The organism is Sphingobium sp. WCS2017Hpa-17, assembly GCF_031843765.1.
In the GTDB taxonomy this organism is placed as follows: Bacteria; Pseudomonadota; Alphaproteobacteria; order Sphingomonadales; family Sphingomonadaceae; genus Sphingobium.
Genome location: NZ_JAVTIV010000015.1, coordinates 14306 through 33485, shown reverse-complemented (window position 1 = coordinate 33485; position 19180 = coordinate 14306). Strand labels below are relative to the sequence as shown.

Sequence of the window (19180 nt, the reverse complement as noted above, 5' to 3'; positions counted from 1 at the left end):
CTTCCTTGATCGAAGTTAGCGCGCGGAAAGGCAAATGCAAAAACGGGGCGCCCGGCGGACCGGGCACCCCGTTATTTTCAGATCATATCCGGTCGATTGACCGAAGCGATGCTTAGTCCTGGGTCAGGAAATCGGGCAGACCGCCGCTGGGGCCATCGTCATTGCCGCCTTCGCCGCGTTCACGACGGGGACCACGGTCACCGCCATCACGGCGCGGACCACGATCGCCACCGCGACCGCCACGGTCGCCGCCGTCACGACGCGGGCCACGGCCACGATCGCCCCGATCACCGCGCCCTTCACCACCACGATCGCCGCGCGGTTCACGCGGTTCGCGGGCAGGACGGGTGTCTTCCAGCTCTTCGCCGGTTTCCTGATCGACGACGCGCATGGACAAGCGAACCTTGCCGCGCGGGTCGATTTCGAGAACCTTGACCTTCACTTCCTGACCTTCCGACACGACGTCGGTCGGCTTTTCGACGCGCTCATTCTTCATTTCGGACACGTGGACGAGGCCGTCCTTGCCACCCATGAAGTTCACGAACGCACCGAAATCGACGATGTTGACGACCTTGCCGGTGTAGACCTTGCCGACTTCGGCTTCCTCGACGATGCCGAGAATCCACTTCTTGGCGGCCTCGATCTGGGCGGTGTCGGACGAGGAGATCTTGATGATGCCTTCGTCGTCGATGTCGACCTTCGCGCCAGTTTCGGCAACGATTTCGCGGATGACCTTACCACCGGTGCCGATGACGTCACGGATCTTCGACTTGTCGATCTGGATCGTCTCGATGCGCGGGGCATGCGCCGACAGTTCGGTGCGGGTCGAGGACAGCGCCTTGCTCATCTCACCCAGGATATGGGCGCGGCCTTCCTTCGCCTGACGCAACGCGACTTCGAAGATTTCCTGCGTGATGCCGGCAACCTTGATGTCCATCTGCATCGTGGTGATGCCTGCTTCGGTACCGGCCACCTTGAAGTCCATGTCGCCCAGATGATCCTCGTCGCCCAGAATGTCGCTGAGGACAGCGAAATTCTTGCCTTCCAGGATCAGGCCCATGGCGATGCCCGAAACCGGGCGCTTCAGGGGCACACCGGCGTCCATCATCGAGAGCGAACCGCCGCAGACCGTCGCCATCGACGACGAGCCGTTGGACTCGGTGATGTCCGAGAGAACGCGGATGGTGTAGGGGAACTCGTCCTTGCTGGGCAGCACGGGGTGCAGCGCACGCCATGCCAGCTTGCCATGGCCGACTTCACGACGGCCCGGCGCGCCGAAGCGGCCGACTTCACCGACCGAATAGGGCGGGAAGTTATAGTGCAGCATGAAGTTTTCATAATGCAGGCCGGTCAGGCCGTCGATCATCTGCTCGGCGTCCTTGGTGCCCAGCGTGGTGGTGCAGATGGACTGCGTCTCACCGCGCGTGAACAGGGCCGAACCATGGGTACGGGGCAGGAAGCCGACCATCGCTTCGATCGGACGGATCTGCGTGGTGGTGCGGCCGTCGATGCGCTTGCCGTCCTTCAGGATGGCGCCGCGCACGATTTCCGCTTCCAGCTTCTTGGTCAGCTTGATGCCGGCCATCACGGTCTGGGCATCCAGGCCTTCAGCGGTGAAGGATGCCTTCGCCTTGGCGCGGGCTTCGTTCAGCGCGTTCGAGCGGGCCGACTTGTCGGTCAGCTTGTAGGCTGCCGTGATGTCCTTGCCGATCAGCTTCTTCAGCTTCTTCTTCAGGTCTTCCAGATTGTCGCCCTTGGCGATGTCCCACGGATCCTTGGCAGCCTTTTCAGCCAGGTCGATGATCGCGTTGGCAATCTTCTTCGACGCTTCATGGGCGAACAGGACCGCGCCCAGCATGACGTCTTCCGACAGTTCCTTGGCTTCGGATTCGACCATCATCACCGCGTTGCCGGTGGCGGCGACGACCAGGTCGAGTTCGCCGGTCTTCACTTCGTCCAGCGACGGGTTCAGCTGATATTCGCCATCCTTGTACCCGACGCGGGCGGCGCCGATCGGGCCCATGAAGGGCACGCCTGACAGCGTCAGTGCGGCCGAAGCGGCGATCATCGCTACGATATCGGGCTCGCTTTCGCCGTCGAACGACAGAACCTGCGCGATCACGTTGATTTCGTTATAGAAACCTTCGGGGAACAGCGGGCGGATCGGACGGTCGATCAGGCGGGAAACGAGCGTTTCCTTTTCCGTCGCGCCACGTTCACGCTTGAAGAAGCCACCGGGAATGCGACCGGCGGCGCTGTACTTTTCCTGATAGTGGACGGTCAGCGGGAAGAAGTCCTGGCCTTCCTTCACGCTCTTGGCGGCGGTCACGGCGCACAGCACCACGGTTTCGCCATAGGTCGCCAGCACGGCAGCGTCAGCCTGACGCGCGATACGGCCGGTTTCGAGGGTCAGCGTCTTGCCAGCCAGCTCGATCGAAACTTTCTTTACATCGAACATAGAGTTTTCCTTCGCCCACCTGGCCCTATTGCCAGGCGGGGCCTTTGTTGAACCTTAAGGTCCATGGGTGGAGAGCCTTACCTCTCCTCCGTTCGCCCTGAGCCTGTCGAAGGGCGCGCCTGAGCGAAGCGATGGCTTCTGGCCTCTCTTCGATCGGCGGTGGGCTTCGACTTCGCTCAGCCCGAACGGTGGTGGGGACATTCCCCGGATCATGACGCCGTGCCGGATTGCCCGGAGCCATGTTGTCAGAATCGGAAACGGCCCCGAATGGGGCCGTCCCTTATTAGCAGGCTTACTTGCGCAGGCCCAGCTTGGCGATGAGGTCGGTGTAACGCGCCCCATCCTTCTTCTTCAGATAGTCCAGCAGCGAACGGCGCTTGTTGACCAGCATCAGCAGGCCGCGACGGCTGTGGTTATCCTTGTGATGACCCTTGAAATGCTCGGTCAGGTTGGTGATGCGTTCCGTCAGGATCGCAACCTGGACTTCCGGCGAACCGGTGTCACCCTCAGCGCGGGCATATTCCTTGATAAGCGCTTCTTTGCGCTCGGCAGTGATCGTCATCTGTCTTCTTCCTTCGGCATCAGGTTAAATCCACGCACTACCCGGATGTCTCCGTCCTGTGCTTCGACCAGCGCCACGGGAATGTTCCCGTCAAACGCCAGATGAAGACCGGTGGCAATGTCGGACCCCGAAAGCACCTTCCCCTGACGGAGAGCCAGCGCTTCATCGGGAGAGACTGCAAGAGCCGGGATGTCGTCCAGCCCTGCGGTCAGCGGCAGCATAAGTCTGCCGATTGCGCCGCCCCTAGCAGCTTCGTCCAGTTTGTCCAGCGAAATCGCGGTTTCCAGCGTGAACGGCCCGGCCTTGATCCGGCGCAACATGGTGACATGACCGACCGTACCCAGCGCCAGCGCGATGTCGCGGGCCAGCGAGCGGATATAGGTGCCCTTGGACACATGGGCGCGAAGGGTGACTTCGGAAATCCTCTCCCCTTGGGGGAGAGGATAGCAAGGCTCGGCAGCTTGCTGCCTAGCCGCGCTTGGAGAGGGGGTTGGCGCACCCTCCCCCTCTCCAGGCTCCGCTAACCCGCTTCGCGGGCAAGCTGCACCATCCTCTCCCCCTTGGGGAGAGGATATTTCCAACACATGGATCGTCACCGACCGCAGCTTCATCTCCACGACCTCCCCCTTGCGGGCAAGGTCATAGGCGCGCTGACCGTCGATCAGGATAGCGCTGTAGGCAGGCGGCGCTTGCTCGATCGGACCAGTAAAACGCGGCAGCACAGCCTCTATCTCGGCCAGCGTGGGCACATGATCGCTTTCCGCAATGACCTTCCCCTCCAGATCCAGCGTATCCGTCTGGCTTCCGAACGCGATCGTGAAGTCGTAAATCTTGTCGCTGTCGAGCATCCGCCCCGCCAGTTTGGTCGCCTCGCCCACCGCGATCGGCAGCACCCCAGTCGCCAGCGGATCAAGCGTTCCGCCATGGCCGACCTTCCACTTTTCCGTGCCGCCCAGCACTTCCCGCTGGGTCCGTAGCGCGCGCTTCACCGCGCTGACCGCCTGCGTCGAACCGAGGCCATGGGGTTTGTCGAGAATGATCCAGCCGTGCATGGCGGCGCGCTTACCTCTCCCCCTCTGTCCTGTCAGCCCTTAATGCGTTAGTGGACCGCCCATGACCATCAAGCTCATCTGCCTCGATGCCGACGATACGCTCTGGCATAATATGCGCCATTTCCACGCGACCGAAACCGCGCTGTTCGACATGCTGCGCCCGTTCGCGGCAGCCGATGTGACGCGCGAACGCATGATCGCCTGCGAAATTCGCAACCTGCCGCTCTATGGCTATGGCGCCAAGGGCTTCACCCTCTCGATGATTGAGACGGCAATGGACCTGGCGGGCGACAAACTCTCCACCGGGACGATCAGGGAGATATTGGCGGCGGGCCGTGCCTTGATGGCGCATCCCGTCGACCTGTTCGACGGCGTCGAAGAGACGTTGGAGCGGCTTGCGAAGATTGCGCCACCGGTGCTGGTGACCAAAGGCGACCTGCTGCATCAGGAAAGCAAGCTGGCTGCATCAGGAAAGCAAGCTGGCTGCATCAGGCCTTGGCGAGCTGTTTTCCGGCATCGAAATTGTCAGCGACAAGAAAGTGGACACGTTCCGCACGCTCTTTTCGCGTTGGAATATCGCCCCGCAAGAAGCGGTAATGGCGGGCGATTCCATGCGTTCCGACATATTGCCTGCGCTGGAAGCCGGGGCATGGGCCGCCTTCATCCCGCAGGAAGGCGCATGGGTGCATGAAAGCGCCCCCGCCCCGTCGGATCATGCCTGCTTCACGCAACTGGCGCGCCTTGCAGACCTGCCGGACTGGATCGCGACGATCAGTTGATCCGCGCCTGCCACTCGTCGACCAGGATCGAATAGATCACCGTATCGCGGACATGGCCGGTCCAGGTGATGCGCTGCTTGCGCAGCACGCCCTCGCGCACCGCGCCCAGTTTCTCCACCGCCTTTTGCGATCGGACATTGCGCTGGTCGATGCAGAATTCGATGCGGGTGAAACCACAATCCAGCGCCCGACCGATCAGCAGCGGCTTTATCCGGCCATTCAGGCCCGTGCCACGCGCGGCCGGCGTCATATAGGTGCCGCCCAGTTCCAGCCAGTTGTCGGCGGCGGCCACGCGCAGAAAACCGGACATGCCGACCGACACCCCATCCGCCACGATCAGAAAGGGAAAGCGGTCCGGGTTGGCGATGGTCGCATCGAATATCGCATCGAAATGGTCCCCCGACCAGTTGGCGGGAAAAATCTCCCACACCGGATCATCCACCGGGCACAGCGGGCGCAGCGCCTCGCGATGTTCTTCGCGCAGTTGCTCCAGATACAGGCCCGGCGCGTCAATCGGCGCCAGCAATTGCTCCATCCGGTTCATCGCTGCATCTGCTCCACAAAATGGCGGCGACACAGCGCCACATAACGGTCATTGCCGCCAATCTCGGTCTGGTCGCCCTGCCGGATCGCCCTGCCCTGCCCGTCTACGCGCAGGTTCATGATCGCCTTGCGCCCGCATTCGCAGATCGTCTTGATCTCGCTCAGCGAGTCGGCCAGCCCCAGCAGCGCCGCGCTGCCGGGGAAAAGCTGCCCCTGAAAATCGGTGCGGATGCCATAGCAGAGGACCGGGATGCCAAGCCGGTCGCATACCGCGCCCAACTGCCATACCTGCGCCTCCGTGAGGAACTGCGCCTCGTCCAGCAGCACGCAGGAGAGCGTCGTCATCTCATGCTGCGCGGCGATGGCGGCAAAGATATCGACGTTGGGATCGAACAGATGCGCCTGCGCCTCCAGCCCGATGCGCGACACGATCCGGCCATGGCCATAACGATCGTCCAGCGCGGCGGTCCACAGCATCGTGTCCATGCCGCGCTCACGATAGTTGAAGTCCGATTGCAGCAGGGTGGTCGATTTCCCCGCATTCATCGAACTGTAGTAGAAATAGAGTTTCGCCATGCCTCGCTTTAGCGAATGGTCGGCGCCACGCCAGCCAGGAAACGGACCAGCGCGTCGGCGAGCGCGATGCGGCTGTCGGAGAAACTGTGATCCGTCGGCCAGACCATCAGCCGCGAATCCGGATTGGCACCCTGCGCGTCGGCGGCCACCTTGCGCGCCATGGCGCCGATGCCCCGCTCCGCACCGATGATGGTCAGCGGGCGGCGGGCATAGCCGGCCAGCCGCCGGCCCAGATCGAACTTCTGTCCATCCGCCTTGATCTCGCCGGTCAGGCTTTCATAGGTCGCCCCGTTGAGCGGCGGCAGGTCGCCCGCCACTTCCACCTTCCAGCCCGCCTCGCCTTCGGCGTTCGCCAGCGACGCCACGGTCTGCGCCGGATCCCAGGGGTCGATCAGGAACAGGCCGGCGACACGCGGGTCGGCAGCGGCGGCATCGGCGGCCATGAAACCGCCCATACTGTGCCCCGCAACCACGATCGCGCTGGTATCGATACGATATTTCGCCACGACTGAAGGCTGTTGCAGATATTGCAGCGCAGCAAAGCCATCCTCCGACGCATGGCCGAAGGAGAAGGTGCCGGGGCTGCCCCACGACCCGCGATAATGGAGCGTCAGCACATTCCACCCGGCCCGCCGCGCCGCCTGCGCCAGGTCCAGATTCTGCTCATTACCGGGGAAGCCGTGGAGCAGCAGCAGCGTGGGATGCAAGCCCGATCCCGCGGCCGTGTACATCACCGCATTCATCGCCCCATCCTCGACCGGAATGACGAAGGCGGCCATGCCAGCGGGGTTGGCGGCATCGGGTTTCGGGTCAGCGATGACGGCGTGATGGATAGCGGGTTCTTTGGCGATGGCGGGCGTGGCTGCGCAAGACAGAAACGCACAAGACAACCAGAAAGCCCGCATGATTATTCCCCGTTTCTATACCAAGGTGATGACGGCAACGGGCGGGGAATCCCCCGCCAGTTTTTCGATCCGCCGGTCGAATGTCAGAAAAGCATCGGTTTCACCAGCCATGGACAGATGCATCATGTCGGCAAAATCGGCCCCTGCGGCGAAGCGATCCAGCACCCAATGCATGGCGGGCGGAAATCCGATGGCTTCCGGCAAATCGATGACATCGCGAAAAGCCGCCTCGATCCGCTCGCGCGACCAATCATAGCTGGCGCGCAATACCCATTCGGTTTCCATCGCCACTGTCGGCAGCAAAACAAATCCGTGACTGATGCGCTCAGCCGCCAACGCTGCCTGCGTGAGATCATCGCCCGTCAGAAAGCGGACCAATATGCTGGTATCGACGGCTGCTGCCATCAGTCCTGCCGGTCGCGAAACATCTGCGCAATCGCCTCGTCCATTTCTTCAATGGAAACCGGCGGACCTTGATGCTGATAACGTGCCCGGACGCCAACCATGATCTCATCGAAACTGCGGCCGGATTTTCTGTGCTGGGGCCTCAACAACACGCCGCCGCCCATCGGCACCACGTCCAGCACCTGCCCCGGCGCAAGGCCAAGCTGGTCGCGAACATCCTTAGGGATGACGACCTGGCCTTTTGCCGACAGGGTGGTTTTGGCGTTCATGACGGTAAGATGCGTCTTACCGTCAGCGAAGTCAATCTTCGCCCTCGTCCGGTGTCAGGTCGCGGGCCACCTTGGGATCGCGCAGCAGCTTGTCGATATGGCTGCCCTCGTCAAAGCTCTCGTCGGCCAGGAACTTCAGCTTCGCCGCATATTTGAGCGCTATGCGATGCGCGACCTCGCGCTGGAGATAGGCGGTGTTGGTACGCAGCGCCTTCAGCACCGCTTCTTCGTCCTGCCCCAGCAGCGACTTGATGAACACGGTCGCGTGGCGCAGGTCGGGCGACATGCGCACTTCGGTGACGCTGACGACATGCTTGGCCAGCACATCGTCATGCACGTCGCCGCGCTGGAGAATGTCCGACAGGACATGGCGCACCTGTTCACCTACGCGCAGCAGACGGACGGAGGGGCCTTCGTTGGATTGCGTCATGACTTCAACCACATAATAACGGGCATGAACGGCAGCAGCAGAAAGGAAAGCATCGGCAGACATCCCCAAAGACATCCATCCGACACCCATAGACAACCCCGCCCCATGTCAGCGGCGGTGCCGTCCTCCTCTTCCTCCTGCTGCCTTTTCAGGCTCACAGCGTGCGCTGACGCTCTTCGACCTCGAACAGTTCCAGCGTATCGCCGGCCTTGATGTCGTTCGTGTCCTGCAACACCGCACCGCACTCCATGCCGGCGCGCACTTCGGACACATCGTCCTTGAAGCGACGCAGCGACGCGATGTTGGTACGCGACACGATGACATCCGACCGGGTGAGACGCGCGGACAGCCCCTTGCGGATGATGCCGTCGAGGACAAGCAGACCAGCCGCCTTGTCCTTCTTGCCCGCCGGGAACACCTGAAGCACTTCGGCCCGACCCACGATCGTTTCGATGCGTTCGGGCGCCAGCTGGCCCGCCATTTCGCCACGCACTTCTTCAAGAAGATCGTAGATCACGTCATAATAGCGCAGCGAGATCTTCTCGCGCTCCGCCAGCTGACGCGCCTTGGCATTGGGGCGGACGTTGAAGCCGATCAGCGGCGCGCGGCTGGCAGCGGCCAGCGTGACGTCGCTTTCAGTGATCGCGCCGACACCCGAATGCAGGATGCGCACCTTGATCTCGTCGGTCGAAATCTTGTTGAGCGACGACACGATCGCTTCGACCGAACCCTGCACGTCGCCCTTCACCACCACCGGATATTCGATGACGGTCGTGTTCAGCGCCGAGAACATATGTTCGAAACTGGTCGGCGCGGTGGTGGTGCGCTTCTTGGTTTCCTGTTCCTGACGATAAGCGGCGACTTCGCGGGCGCGGGCTTCATTTTCCACGACGGTGAGCTGATCGCCGGCCTTGGGCACGCCCGACAGACCCAGCACCTCGACCGGAGCCGAAGGTCCGGCAGACTTCACCTGCTGGCCCTTGTCGTTGACCAATGCGCGCACCTTGCCGCTCTCAGACCCGATGACGAAGGTGTCGCCGATCTTGAGCGTACCCTTGCGGACCAGCACAGTGGCGACGGCGCCACGGCCCTTGTCCAGCTGCGCCTCGATCACATTGCCTTCGGCTGCGCGATCGGGGTTGGCGGTCAGTTCCATGACTTCGGCCTGAAGCAGAATCTTCTCGATCAGTTCGTCGAGGCCCGTCTTCTTGAGCGCGGACACTTCGACATCCTGGACGTCGCCGCCCATGTCTTCGACCACAATCTCATGCTCCAGCAGGCGCTCACGCACCTTCTGCGGGTTGGCTTCGGGCTTGTCGCTCTTGTTGATCGCCACGATCATCGGGACGCCAGCAGCCTTGGTATGGTTGATGGCTTCGATCGTCTGCGGCATCAGGCCGTCGTCCGCCGCCACCACCAGGATGACGATGTCGGTGACGTTTGCACCGCGAGCACGCATTTCCGAGAAGGCTTCGTGACCCGGCGTGTCGAGGAAGGTGATGACATCGCCCCCCTTGGTCGTCACCTGATAAGCGCCGATATGCTGGGTGATGCCGCCGCTTTCGCCCGCGACCACATCGGTCCCGCGCAGCGCGTCGAGCAGCGAGGTCTTGCCATGGTCGACATGGCCCATGATCGTCACGACCGGAGCGCGATGCTTCAGCGTTTCGGGGGCATCAGCCTCGCCTTCCATGCCGATTTCAACGTCGGCTTCGGACACGCGCTGGATGCGATGGCCGAATTCTTCGACCAGCAGTTCCGCCGTATCCTGATCGATCGGCTGGTTGAGCGTGACCGCCGTGCCCATCTTGAACAGGGCCTTGACCAGGTCCGCGCCCTTTTCGGCCATACGGTTGGCCAGTTCCTGCACGGTGATGCTTTCGGGCACCACGACGTCACGGACCTGCTTGTCGCGCGGCTGGGCGCCGCCCGCATAATGAGCGCGACGCTCCTTTTCACGCGCACGCTTGAGCGCGGCGAGGCTGCGGGCACGGGCGCTGTCGTCATCGGCGAGCGCCTTGGTGACGGTCAGCTTGCCGGACTGGCGACGATTGTCATCACCCTTCTTGGCGCGATCGGGCTTGGCCGGCTCGGGGCGCTTGGCCGGCGTGACCGGGGTAAAGCGACGCGGCGGCGGCACGGCAGCCGCCGTGCTGGCAGGGCGTTCAGCCGCATTGGCCGGCGCGGCAGCGGGTGCTGCGGCGGGCGTCGGTGCAGCGACAGGCGCGGCGGGCACCTCGACGACAGGCTGCGGCGCAGGCTCTTCGACCGGTGCGGGCGCAGCGGCAGCCGCGGCTTCGGCCGCTTCTGCTGCCTGGCGATTTTCCTCGGCGCGGCGCTTTTCTTCCTCGCTGGCGGCGATGCGCGCGGCATCCTCACGACGGCGCGCATCTTCCAGCGCGGTCATGCGGGCTTCCTCGGCTTCACGCAGCAGCTTGGCCTGCAATTCCTGACGCGACATCAGGCTCTGCGGCGGCGCCTGACGCACCGGGGCGGGCTGCGGCGCGCGGGTCTGCTGCGGCGCGGGCGCGGCGGGGCGCGGCGCAGGGGCCTGCGCGACGGGCGCAGGGGCGGGTTCGGCCTGGGGCGCAGCCGCAGGAGCGCCACCGGTCGTCTCACCGGGCTTGCCCAGGACGCGGCGCCGCTTCACCTCAACCACGACCGTATTCTTGCGGCCATGGCTGAACTGCTGCTGCACCTGACCGGATTCCACGGTCCGCTTGATGCCCAGCGGCTTGCGACCCAGAACCGGCTTGTCTTCCTTGCTGTCACTCATAAGTTCGAACTTAACCCTTCACTTCCGCTTCGGCCGGATAGGCCCGCCGACGCCTTTATTCTTCGATGCTTCTGGCCCGCGCCCGCAGGCGCAATGCCTAATCGGGAACGTCCGGCGCATCAGCGGAGACATGCTCCCCATGCACGGACGCCCCGTTAGCGCAACCCAGATAGCTTTCCAAGCGGCCTATGGCCGCGCGCAGGCGCGAAGCTGCCCGCGAGTCGGTCACCGCGATATGGACGACATTATCGCGCCCCATTGCCATAGATAGGGCGTCGCGGTCCACAGGCAAGGTGATGCCTGCCAAATCCGTGCCTTCCGCTTCCTGCCCGACGCGCAGCGCCTGATCCAGTTTGCGATTGCCGTCCGCCGCCGCATCGGCGGCGTGGAGCAGCAATTGCACCTGCCCCTTGCGGCAGGCGACGTCGATTTTTTCGGAACCGGTCAGCAGCATGGACGCCCGCGCCTCCAGCCCCAGCCGGTCGAGCAGCGTCTTGCGCAGCCCCGACTCGATCATGGCGGGCAGGTCGGCGGGAATGTCGAGCGCCCCATCCTTGAAGGATCGAGCGAGCCCGGCTTTCAGCTTGCCCTTGGCGAGCGCGACTTCCAGTTCGGCGCGCGATACGCCGACCCATGCCCCCCGCCCCGGAGCCTTGGCGCGGATGTCGGGCAGCACCTGACCCTCCGGGCCGATCGCCAGACGGATCAGCGTTTCGGGGTCGGCACGGTCGCCGGTCAATATACATTTGCGTTCGGTCATGCGCGCCCCTCCGCCAAAACGGATGAAAGGGCAAGACCAACGCTGTCGAGAGGCCTTATTCTCTCATCGGGGAGTGTCCGCAACATTGGCGTCCTCCCTTATTAGAGATGCAAGATCGACAGCCGTCAGCACGCCCGGCCGCTGCATGAGCGACCGGGTGCAATATGCTGACAGGATGCCGTCAAAAGCCATGGAGACTTACGCTTCCTCTTCGAACCAGTGCGCGCGCGCGGCCATGATGATCTCATTGCCCTGCTCGTCCGACAGGCCATAGGCCGCCAGGATGCCGCCCTTGTCGTCGCTGTTGCTGTCCGTCTTGCGGCGACGCTGATCGATACGCTTCTTCTGTACCAGTTCGTCGGTGGCGAGATCGGCCAGATCGTCGAGCGTCTTGATGCCCGCCTTGCCCAGCGTGACCAGCATCGCTTCAGTCAGGTGCGGGATGTCGGCCAGCGCATCCTCGACGCCCAGATTGGTACGTTCTTCGCGTGCGGCCTGTTCGCGGCGCTCCAGTGCTTCCTGCGCACGGTTCTGAAGCTCGGCGGCCAGTTCCTCGTCGAACCCTTCGATCGCCGCCAGTTCGTCCACCTCGACATAGGCGACTTCTTCCAGCTCGCCGAACCCTTCGGCGACCAGCAGCTGCGACAGCGTCTCGTCCACATCCAGTTCGTTCTGGAACATTTCGGAGCGGGCTACGAATTCCTTCTGGCGCTTCTCGCTGGCATCGGCTTCGGTCATGATGTCGATCGCCTTGCCGGTCAGCTGGCTGGCGAGACGGACATTCTGACCACGACGGCCGATGGCGAGCGACAGCTGATCGTCGGGCACGACGACTTCGATGCGTTCTTCTTCCTCATCGATGACGACGCGGGCGACCTGCGCGGGCTGCAATGCGTTGACGACGAAGGTCGCGGTATCTTCCGACCAGGGGATGATGTCGATCTTTTCGCCCTGCATTTCCTGCACGACGGCCTGCACACGGCTGCCCTTCATGCCGACGCAGGCACCGACCGGATCGATGCTGCCGTCGCGGCTGATGACGCCGATCTTGGCGCGGCTGCCCGGATCGCGGGCGGCGGCCATGATGGTGATGACGCCGTCGTAGATTTCGGGGACTTCCTGCGCGAACAGCTTCTTCATGAATTCGGGATGCGCGCGGCTCAGGAAAATCTGCGGCCCGCGATTTTCGCGACGCACGTTCAGCACGACCGACCGGATGCGGTCGCCGACGCGAACCACTTCGCGCGGGATCTGCTGGTCGCGGCGGATCACGCCTTCGGCGCGGCCGAGGTTCACGACGACATGGCCGAATTCGACCGACTTGACGACGCCGGTGATGATCTCACCCACGCGGTCCTTATATTCCTCGAACTGGCGCTCGCGCTCGGCGTCGCGCACCTTCTGGAAGATCACCTGCTTGGCCGACTGGGCGTCGATGCGGCCCAGGTCGATCGGAGGCAGCGGATCGACGATGAAGTCGCCGACCACGGCGTCCTTCTTCAGCTTCTGGCCCTGCTTCAGGTCCACCTGCTTGAAATAATCATCGACCGCCTCGACCACTTCGACGACGCGCCACAGGCGCAGGTCGCCGCTGTCCGGGTCCAGCTTCGCACGGATGTCGTTCTCGGCACCATAGCGGGCGCGCGCGGCGCGCTGGATCGCATCTTCCATCGCCTCGATGACGATGGCCTTGTCGATCATCTTTTCGCTGGCCACCGAATTGGCGATGGCGATCAGTTCGGCCCGATTGGCGGAAATGGCGTTGGCCATGACTTTATGAACCCTTATTCTTCGGTTTCAAATTCATCCGCCCCATCGGAAGAGAGCGGCATGCTAGCAGAAATCAGCCTGTCGGTCAGCACCAGCTTGGCGTCGCCGATCAGCGAAAACGGAATGGCGACATCCCCGGCCTTGGCGTCGGTGAAGAGGACATCCTCCCCCTCCACGCCATTCAGGATGCCACGGAAACTCTTGCGACCCTCGACGATTTCGATGGCGTTGATCTTCGCTTCATGTCCGGACCATTCAAGGAAGTCGTGCAGGCGGGTCAGCGGGCGGTCGATGCCGGGCGAGCTGACTTCGAGGCGATAAGCCTCCTCGATCGGGTCATGCTCGTCCATCACATCCGAAATGCGGCGCGAGATGGTGGCGCAATCCTCGATCACCAACTGCTTGGTCTTGGGATTTTCAGCCATGATCTGGAGCGTATATTCGTCGCCCGACCCGAAAAGCTTGATGCGCACAAGGTCGAAGCCCAAAGCCTTCACCTCGGGTTCGATCAGCGCGGTCAGTTCGGCGATGTCCGCCATGCAGTCTCCGGAAACAAATATGTGCGTCTTCCCGCGCCGCGAGCGATCTGCCCGCGACCCTGACATGTTTGACGATGTAAGGAAGCAAGAGCGATATAGGCATGGTGCGGGAAATCTGCAACATTATTCGTGCCCGATCATTTCCTGCGCATCATCCTGCGCCCCCAGCCCCATCATGGAGACGAATATGCGCCATTTGACGCTCGCCGCCCTGCCCCTCCTCCTGATCGCCTGCTCCGGCGAAGGCGCCAACAGCCAGACCACCACCGCCGGCGAAAAGCCGTTCAAGACCTCCGTCATCGCCGACTTCGATTCGCCCTGGGCCATGACATTCCTGCCTGACGGCCGCGCGCTGGTGACGGAGAAGGCGGGCGAGATGATCCTGTTCGATCCGAAGAACGGCACCAAGATTCCGGTCGCCGGCATCCCGAAGGTCGACAGCGCAGGCCAGGGCGCCCTGATGGACGTGGTCCTCTCGCCGACCTTCGCCAAGGACAAGGCCGTCTATTTCAGCTTTTCCGAAGAGCGCGATGGCCTCAAGGGCGTAGCGCTGGCCAAGGGCGCCTTCAATCAGGCAAGCGACGGCACCACAAAGCTGGACGGCGTGACCGTCATTTTCCGCGCCAGCCCCTATGTCGATGGCAACGGCCATTATTCGGGCCGCATCGCCTTCTCGCCCGACGGCAAATATCTTTTCTTCACCAATGGCGAGCGGCAGAAATTCGATCCTGCCCAAGACCCCAAGTCGACGCTGGGCAAGGTGCTGCGCCTGAACCTCGACGGCACGCCGGCAGCGAACAATCCGTTGGCGGCCAAAGGCTTCAACCCTGCCATCTGGTCCTATGGCCATCGCAACCTGCTGGGCATCGCCTTCGATAAGGACGGCCGCCTGTGGGAACAGGAAATGGGGCCGAAGGGCGGCGACGAGGTCAACCTCAATCAAGCCCGGCCTCAACTATGGCTATCCCAAGGTATCGAACGGCGACCATTATGACGGCAAGCCGATCCCCGACCATGCCCCCGGCGATGGGTTCGAGGCGCCTAAGGTCTGGTGGAATCCGGTCATCTCACCGGGCGGCCTGCTCTATTATTCGGGCGACCTGTTCCCGCAGTGGAAAAACTCGCTGTTCATCGGCGGCCTGTCCAGCCAGAGCCTCGTCCGCGTGAAACTGGACGGCGAAACGGCGGAAAAGGCCGACCAGTGGGACATGGGCGCCCGCATCCGCGAAGTCGAGCAAGGCCCCGATGGCGCGCTTTGGCTGCTGGAAGATGGCGGCCAAGGATCGCAAGGCCGGATGCTGAAACTGACGCCGGCGGGCTGACGCCCCCCCCTTCAAAGTCCCTTAACCCCTGTTGCCTATCGCAAGCGGCAACAGGGGGAACTATTCCATGCTGCGATTCTTGATACCGGCCGGCCTGCTGGCGGCGGCCATCCTCTATTTTGGCGGCTTCTTCAATTCCGGCTATTCGCGCGATGTCGAGCGGCCGGTGCAGGAGGTCATGGCCAGCCTCGAAGGGCTGGACGTGCGCAAGGAACCGGGGTCGCCCGGCACCGATCCGTCGCGGTCGGGCGGCGTGCTGCCGGACTTCAAGCTGGAGCGCGAACCGGGCAAGATGACCTGGCTGGTCATGGCCGGTGACAAGGTCGCGACCCGCATGATCGCCACGCTGGAGCCGATCAAGGATGGCGCGGCGACCCGCATCACCGCCTCGGTCGAACGGGGCGACGCGCCCGATGACATCACCTCCCCCGCTTTCCGCTCGGAAAAAATCACGCTCGGCCTGTTCGCCGCCGCGCTGGGAACGCAGGTCAACAAGCTGACGATGGCCTGGGGGCCGCATTGCGACGAACTGGCGGAGCAGTTGCTGAGCGGCGGCCCTGCCCCCGGATCGGACGACCGCAGTTCGCTGGGCGCCGCCATGGGATCGACCTCGCGATATCATGCGCCTCGGTGCCATGGACACCAAACTGCGCGCAGCTGGCTGCGACCCGCAGCAACGGTCTAAGGACGCAGCACCGTTCCAGATAACCGAAAGGGTGGGCGGCGCGCCTGCCACCATGGATGCCCCCGTCACCCAGGACGGACCACCCGCCCCGGACGCACCGCGTTTCGAACCGGGCAAGCCGATGCTCGACCCGACCGTGCGCTGAAACGAAAACGGGGCCTCATCGGCCCCGTTTCCTTTTATACCAACCGGCTCTGCTTCACCGCCGCCGCGATGAAGCTGGCGAAGAGCGGGTGCGGATCGAACGGCTTGGACTTGAGTTCCGGGTGGAACTGCACGCCCACGAACCAGGGATGGTCGGGCCGCTCGACGATTTCGGGCAGCGTACCGTCCGGCGACATGCCCGAGAAGATCAGGCCGCCCTTTTCCAGCGGCTCGCGATAGCCGGCATTGACCTCATAGCGGTGACGATGCCGCTCGCTGATGTCGTTGCTGCCATAAATGCCCGCGACGACGCTGTTGCCGTCCAGCTTCGCCGGATAGGCGCCCAGACGCATCGTGCCGCCCAGATCGGTGTCGGCGGTCCGCTTTTGCAGCCCTTCCTTGCCCATCCATTCGGTGATGAGGCCAACGACCGGCTCGGACGTCTCGCCAAATTCGGTGGTCGAAGCGTCAGCAATACCCGCCGTGTTCCGCGCGCCCTCGATGCAGGCCATCTGCATGCCAAGGCAGATGCCGAAGAAGGGCACATTGCGTTCACGCGCGAACTTGACCGATTCGATCTTGCCTTCCGACCCGCGCACGCCAAAGCCGCCGGGGACCAAAATGCCGTGCATCGGCTCCAGGCTGGCGACGATATCATCGCCCTTCTCGAACAGCTCCGCGTCGATCCACTTGACGTTGACCTTCACCCGGTTGGCAAGGCCGCCATGGTTCAGCGCTTCGTAGAGCGACTTGTAGGCGTCGAGCAGGCCGACATATTTGCCGACCACGCCGATCGTGACTTCGCCTTCCGGGTTCTGGCGACGATCCATGATGTCGTCCCAGCGGTCCATCTTGGGCGCGGGGGCATCATTGATGCCGAACGCGCGCAGCACTTCGGCGTCCAGCCCTTCGGCATGATACTGATGCGGCACGGCGTAGATGCTGCTGGCGTCGAGCGCGGGAATCACTGCTTCGGGCCGCACGTTGCAGAACAGAGCGATCTTCTTGCGCTCGCTGTCGGGCAACGGATGCTCGCAACGGCACAGCAGGATATCGGGCTGGATGCCGAGCGACGTCAGGTCGCGCACGCTGCGCTGGGTCGGCTTGGTCTTCAACTCGCCCGCCGCCGCGATGTACGGCACCAGCGTCACATGGACGAAGATCGACTGGCCGCGATCCAGATCATTATGCAGCTGGCGAATCGCTTCCATGAAGGGCAGCGATTCGATGTCCCCCACCGTGCCGCCGATTTCGCACAGCACGAAATCCAGGTCTTCGGTGTCGGCGGTGGCGAACGCCTTGATCTCATCGGTGACGTGCGGAATGACCTGCACCGTCGCGCCCAGATAATCGCCGCGCCGTTCGCGCTGGATGATCGTCTGATAGACGCGGCCCTGCGTCACATTGTCCGACTGGCGCGCCGAAACCCCGGTAAAACGCTCATAATGGCCAAGGTCGAGGTCGGTTTCCGCCCCGTCGTCGGTCACATAGACTTCGCCATGCTGATAGGGCGACATCGTGCCCGGATCGACGTTGAGATAGGGGTCGAACTTCCGGATTCGCACACGGAAACCTCGCGCCTGCAGCAGCGCTGCGAGCGATGCGGCCATAAGGCCTTTGCCAAGCGAGGAGACCACGCCGCCGGTGATGAAAATATACCGCGTCATGGGAAGAGAGGCTTAGCCTTTCGGAACAACAAAGGGCAAGCGCGCGAATCCACGCGCGCTTGAAAAAAAGATCGAAAGATCGACGGAAGGTTTAGTTGGCGAGCGGAACCGCGCCATTGGCCGCAGGCGCCGACGCAGCATTGCTCGCCGCACCGGCCAGCGGATCGGCATTCGGCGCCGCCGGGGCGCCCTGCGTGGCCGGAGCCTGCTTCACCAGCGAGGTGTCGATGTCGCTCGGTGCATGGCGAACGGCCGCGATCACCGCCATCACAACCGACAGCAGCACGAAGATGCTGGCCAGCACCGTAGTCGAACGGGTCAGGAAATCCGCCGCGCCGCGCGCCGACATCAGGCCCGCCGGGCTGCCACCCACGCCCAGACCGCCGCCTTCCGACTTCTGCATCAGGATGACGGTGACCAGCAGGGCGGCGACGATCGCCTGTACGACGAGAAGAAAGGTGAACATGGCGACAAAGTGTCCGGTCAAATGGGTGCGTTGGCGCGCACATAGCGACGATGGCGCGCGGGGGCAACCGCGCCTTTGCTCCCCTCCCTCCCAGGGAGGGGTTGGGGGTGGGTCGCGAGCGCAGCGAGCGCTGAAACGGAGACGGGCTTGTAAGCGATTGCTTTTGCAATCGCACCCACCCCAACCCCTCCCTGGAAGGGAGGGGCTTTTCTATTTCAGGCCGCCACCGCCAGCTTGCTATCAGCCGCTTCGATGATCGGTGCGAACTTCGCGGCGGTCAGGCTTGCGCCGCCCACCAGCCCGCCGTCGACATCGACGATGGCCATCAGGTCGGCCGCATTGTCGCCATTCATCGACCCGCCATAGAGAATACGCATCTTGTCGGCCTCGGCCCCGATCCGGCTGGCCAGCGCCGCACGCAGCGCGGCGTGCATGGCCGCGACCGCCTCCATCGTCGGGATACGCCCGGTGCCGATCGCCCAGATCGGTTCATAGGCGATGCTCAGCCAGTCGGCCGCCGCGCCTTCGGGCAACGAAGCCAGCAACTGCGCCGACACGACAGCTTCGGCATCACCCGCATCGCGCACATCCAGGCTCTCGCCCACGCACAATATCACCTTCAGGCCCGCCGCCTTCCCCGCCAGCGCCTTGGCCGCGACATCGCCGTCGCTTTCGCCCTGATCCTGCCGCCGCTCGCTATGGCCCACGATGGTCCAGCCCGCGCCGGCTTCCGCCAGCATCGCCGCCGACAGGCAACCGGTATGCGCGCCACTGCCCTGCATATGGCAATCCTGCGCGCCAATGAAGGCCGCGCCCTTCTGCGCGTCGGCGCCGGCGATCAGCGTAGCCGGCAGGCACAGCCCGACATCCACGTCGCCATGCTCGGCCGCCAGCGCACCGATGGCCGCTACTTCGCCAAGCTGGGCCTTCAGCCCGTTCATCTTCCAATTGCCGACAACCAGCTTGCGCCTGCTCATCCGCTTGTCCCCTGTAATTATTGCTGCACGATGCACCCGACCGCGCCGCTCGCGCCCTATTGAAGGACTGCGTCTCCTGCGGATCGCCCGGATAC

The 19180-nt window shown here is 63.5% G+C and carries 17 protein-coding genes and 2 pseudogenes; 3 read left to right on the top strand and 16 right to left on the bottom strand.

Annotated elements, in window-relative coordinates:
* Positions 1-112: 112 nt before the first annotated feature.
* The 3 genes from pnp to truB all read right to left on the bottom strand — a co-directional run bounded on the left by pnp (position 113) and on the right by truB (position 4072).
* Entirely contained in the window at positions 113-2458 is a 2346-nt protein-coding gene (gene pnp, locus RQH62_RS17875) for a polyribonucleotide nucleotidyltransferase (RefSeq protein ID WP_311270080.1), read from the bottom strand.
* A 292-nt stretch (positions 2459-2750) separates the two neighbouring features.
* Positions 2751-3020: a 30S ribosomal protein S15 gene (rpsO, locus tag RQH62_RS17870; RefSeq protein ID WP_311270079.1), complete on the bottom strand. Its 270-nt coding sequence runs from the start codon at positions 3018-3020 to the stop codon at positions 2751-2753.
* Positions 3017-4072: a tRNA pseudouridine(55) synthase TruB gene (gene truB / locus RQH62_RS17865; RefSeq protein WP_311270078.1), complete on the bottom strand. Its 1056-nt coding sequence runs from the start codon at positions 4070-4072 to the stop codon at positions 3017-3019. Before truB ends, rpsO begins: the two co-directional genes overlap by 4 nt.
* Positions 4073-4133: 61 nt before the next feature.
* Here truB and RQH62_RS17860 point away from each other — a divergent pair.
* Positions 4134-4851 (top strand): annotated as a pseudogene (locus RQH62_RS17860) (HAD family hydrolase).
* On the opposite strand, the gene RQH62_RS17855 reads toward RQH62_RS17860, so the two are convergent.
* The 10 genes from RQH62_RS17855 to rimP form a co-directional block, all read right to left on the bottom strand.
* Positions 4844-5395, bottom strand: a complete 552-nt coding sequence (locus RQH62_RS17855) for a GNAT family protein (protein ID WP_311270077.1) — start codon at positions 5393-5395, stop codon at positions 4844-4846. The pseudogene RQH62_RS17860 and the gene RQH62_RS17855 overlap by 8 nt on opposite strands.
* Positions 5392-5970: a thymidine kinase gene (locus tag RQH62_RS17850; RefSeq protein ID WP_311270076.1), complete on the bottom strand. Its 579-nt coding sequence runs from the start codon at positions 5968-5970 to the stop codon at positions 5392-5394. Before RQH62_RS17850 ends, RQH62_RS17855 begins: the two co-directional genes overlap by 4 nt.
* A gap of 8 nt (positions 5971-5978) precedes the next feature.
* A complete protein-coding gene (locus tag RQH62_RS17845; protein ID WP_311270075.1) occupies positions 5979-6875 on the bottom strand; it encodes an alpha/beta fold hydrolase in 897 nt (298 codons plus the stop codon).
* A gap of 15 nt (positions 6876-6890) precedes the next feature.
* Positions 6891-7280 (bottom strand): type II toxin-antitoxin system VapC family toxin, encoded by a 390-nt coding sequence (locus RQH62_RS17840; protein ID WP_311270074.1) that lies wholly within the window; start codon positions 7278-7280, stop codon positions 6891-6893.
* The gene (locus RQH62_RS17835; protein WP_311270073.1) at positions 7280-7549 is read right to left on the bottom strand and encodes an AbrB/MazE/SpoVT family DNA-binding domain-containing protein; all 270 of its coding nucleotides are present in this window, start codon (positions 7547-7549) and stop codon (positions 7280-7282) included. The genes RQH62_RS17840 and RQH62_RS17835 overlap by 1 nt, the downstream gene beginning before the upstream one ends.
* 31 nt (positions 7550-7580) lie before the next feature.
* Positions 7581-7979, bottom strand: a complete 399-nt coding sequence (rbfA, locus tag RQH62_RS17830; protein WP_311270132.1) for a 30S ribosome-binding factor RbfA — start codon at positions 7977-7979, stop codon at positions 7581-7583.
* 154 nt (positions 7980-8133) lie between these two features.
* Positions 8134-10755 (bottom strand): translation initiation factor IF-2, encoded by a 2622-nt coding sequence (gene infB / locus RQH62_RS17825; RefSeq protein WP_311270072.1) that lies wholly within the window; start codon positions 10753-10755, stop codon positions 8134-8136.
* Positions 10756-10852: 97 nt separating this feature from the next.
* A complete protein-coding gene (locus tag RQH62_RS17820; protein ID WP_311270071.1) occupies positions 10853-11515 on the bottom strand; it encodes a DUF448 domain-containing protein in 663 nt (220 codons plus the stop codon).
* A gap of 198 nt (positions 11516-11713) precedes the next feature.
* Positions 11714-13285, bottom strand: coding sequence for a transcription termination factor NusA (gene nusA, locus RQH62_RS17815; protein WP_311270070.1), 1572 nt, complete (start codon positions 13283-13285; stop codon positions 11714-11716).
* 14 nt (positions 13286-13299) lie between these two features.
* Positions 13300-13824 carry a ribosome maturation protein RimP gene (gene rimP, locus RQH62_RS17810; RefSeq protein ID WP_311270069.1) on the bottom strand — a complete coding sequence of 175 codons (525 nt, stop codon included), beginning with the start codon at positions 13822-13824 and terminating at the stop codon, positions 13300-13302.
* A 187-nt stretch (positions 13825-14011) separates the two neighbouring features.
* Between rimP and RQH62_RS17805 the strand changes: the two are divergent.
* Together RQH62_RS17805 and RQH62_RS17800 are read left to right on the top strand one after the other, a co-directional pair.
* Positions 14012-15146 (top strand): annotated as a pseudogene (locus RQH62_RS17805) (PQQ-dependent sugar dehydrogenase).
* 67 nt (positions 15147-15213) lie between these two features.
* A complete protein-coding gene (locus RQH62_RS17800; protein WP_311270068.1) occupies positions 15214-15831 on the top strand; it encodes a hypothetical protein in 618 nt (205 codons plus the stop codon).
* Positions 15832-16010: 179 nt separating this feature from the next.
* Here the strand turns inward: RQH62_RS17800 and RQH62_RS17795 are convergent, their stop codons facing one another.
* The 3 genes from RQH62_RS17795 to tpiA all read right to left on the bottom strand — a co-directional run bounded on the left by RQH62_RS17795 (position 16011) and on the right by tpiA (position 19085).
* Positions 16011-17642, bottom strand: coding sequence for a CTP synthase (locus RQH62_RS17795; RefSeq protein ID WP_311270067.1), 1632 nt, complete (start codon positions 17640-17642; stop codon positions 16011-16013).
* Between the two features lie 91 nt (positions 17643-17733).
* Positions 17734-18108, bottom strand: coding sequence for a preprotein translocase subunit SecG (gene secG / locus RQH62_RS17790; RefSeq protein ID WP_311270066.1), 375 nt, complete (start codon positions 18106-18108; stop codon positions 17734-17736).
* Positions 18109-18323: 215 nt separating this feature from the next.
* A complete protein-coding gene (gene tpiA / locus RQH62_RS17785; protein ID WP_311270065.1) occupies positions 18324-19085 on the bottom strand; it encodes a triose-phosphate isomerase in 762 nt (253 codons plus the stop codon).
* Between the last annotated feature and the right edge of the window lie 95 nt (positions 19086-19180).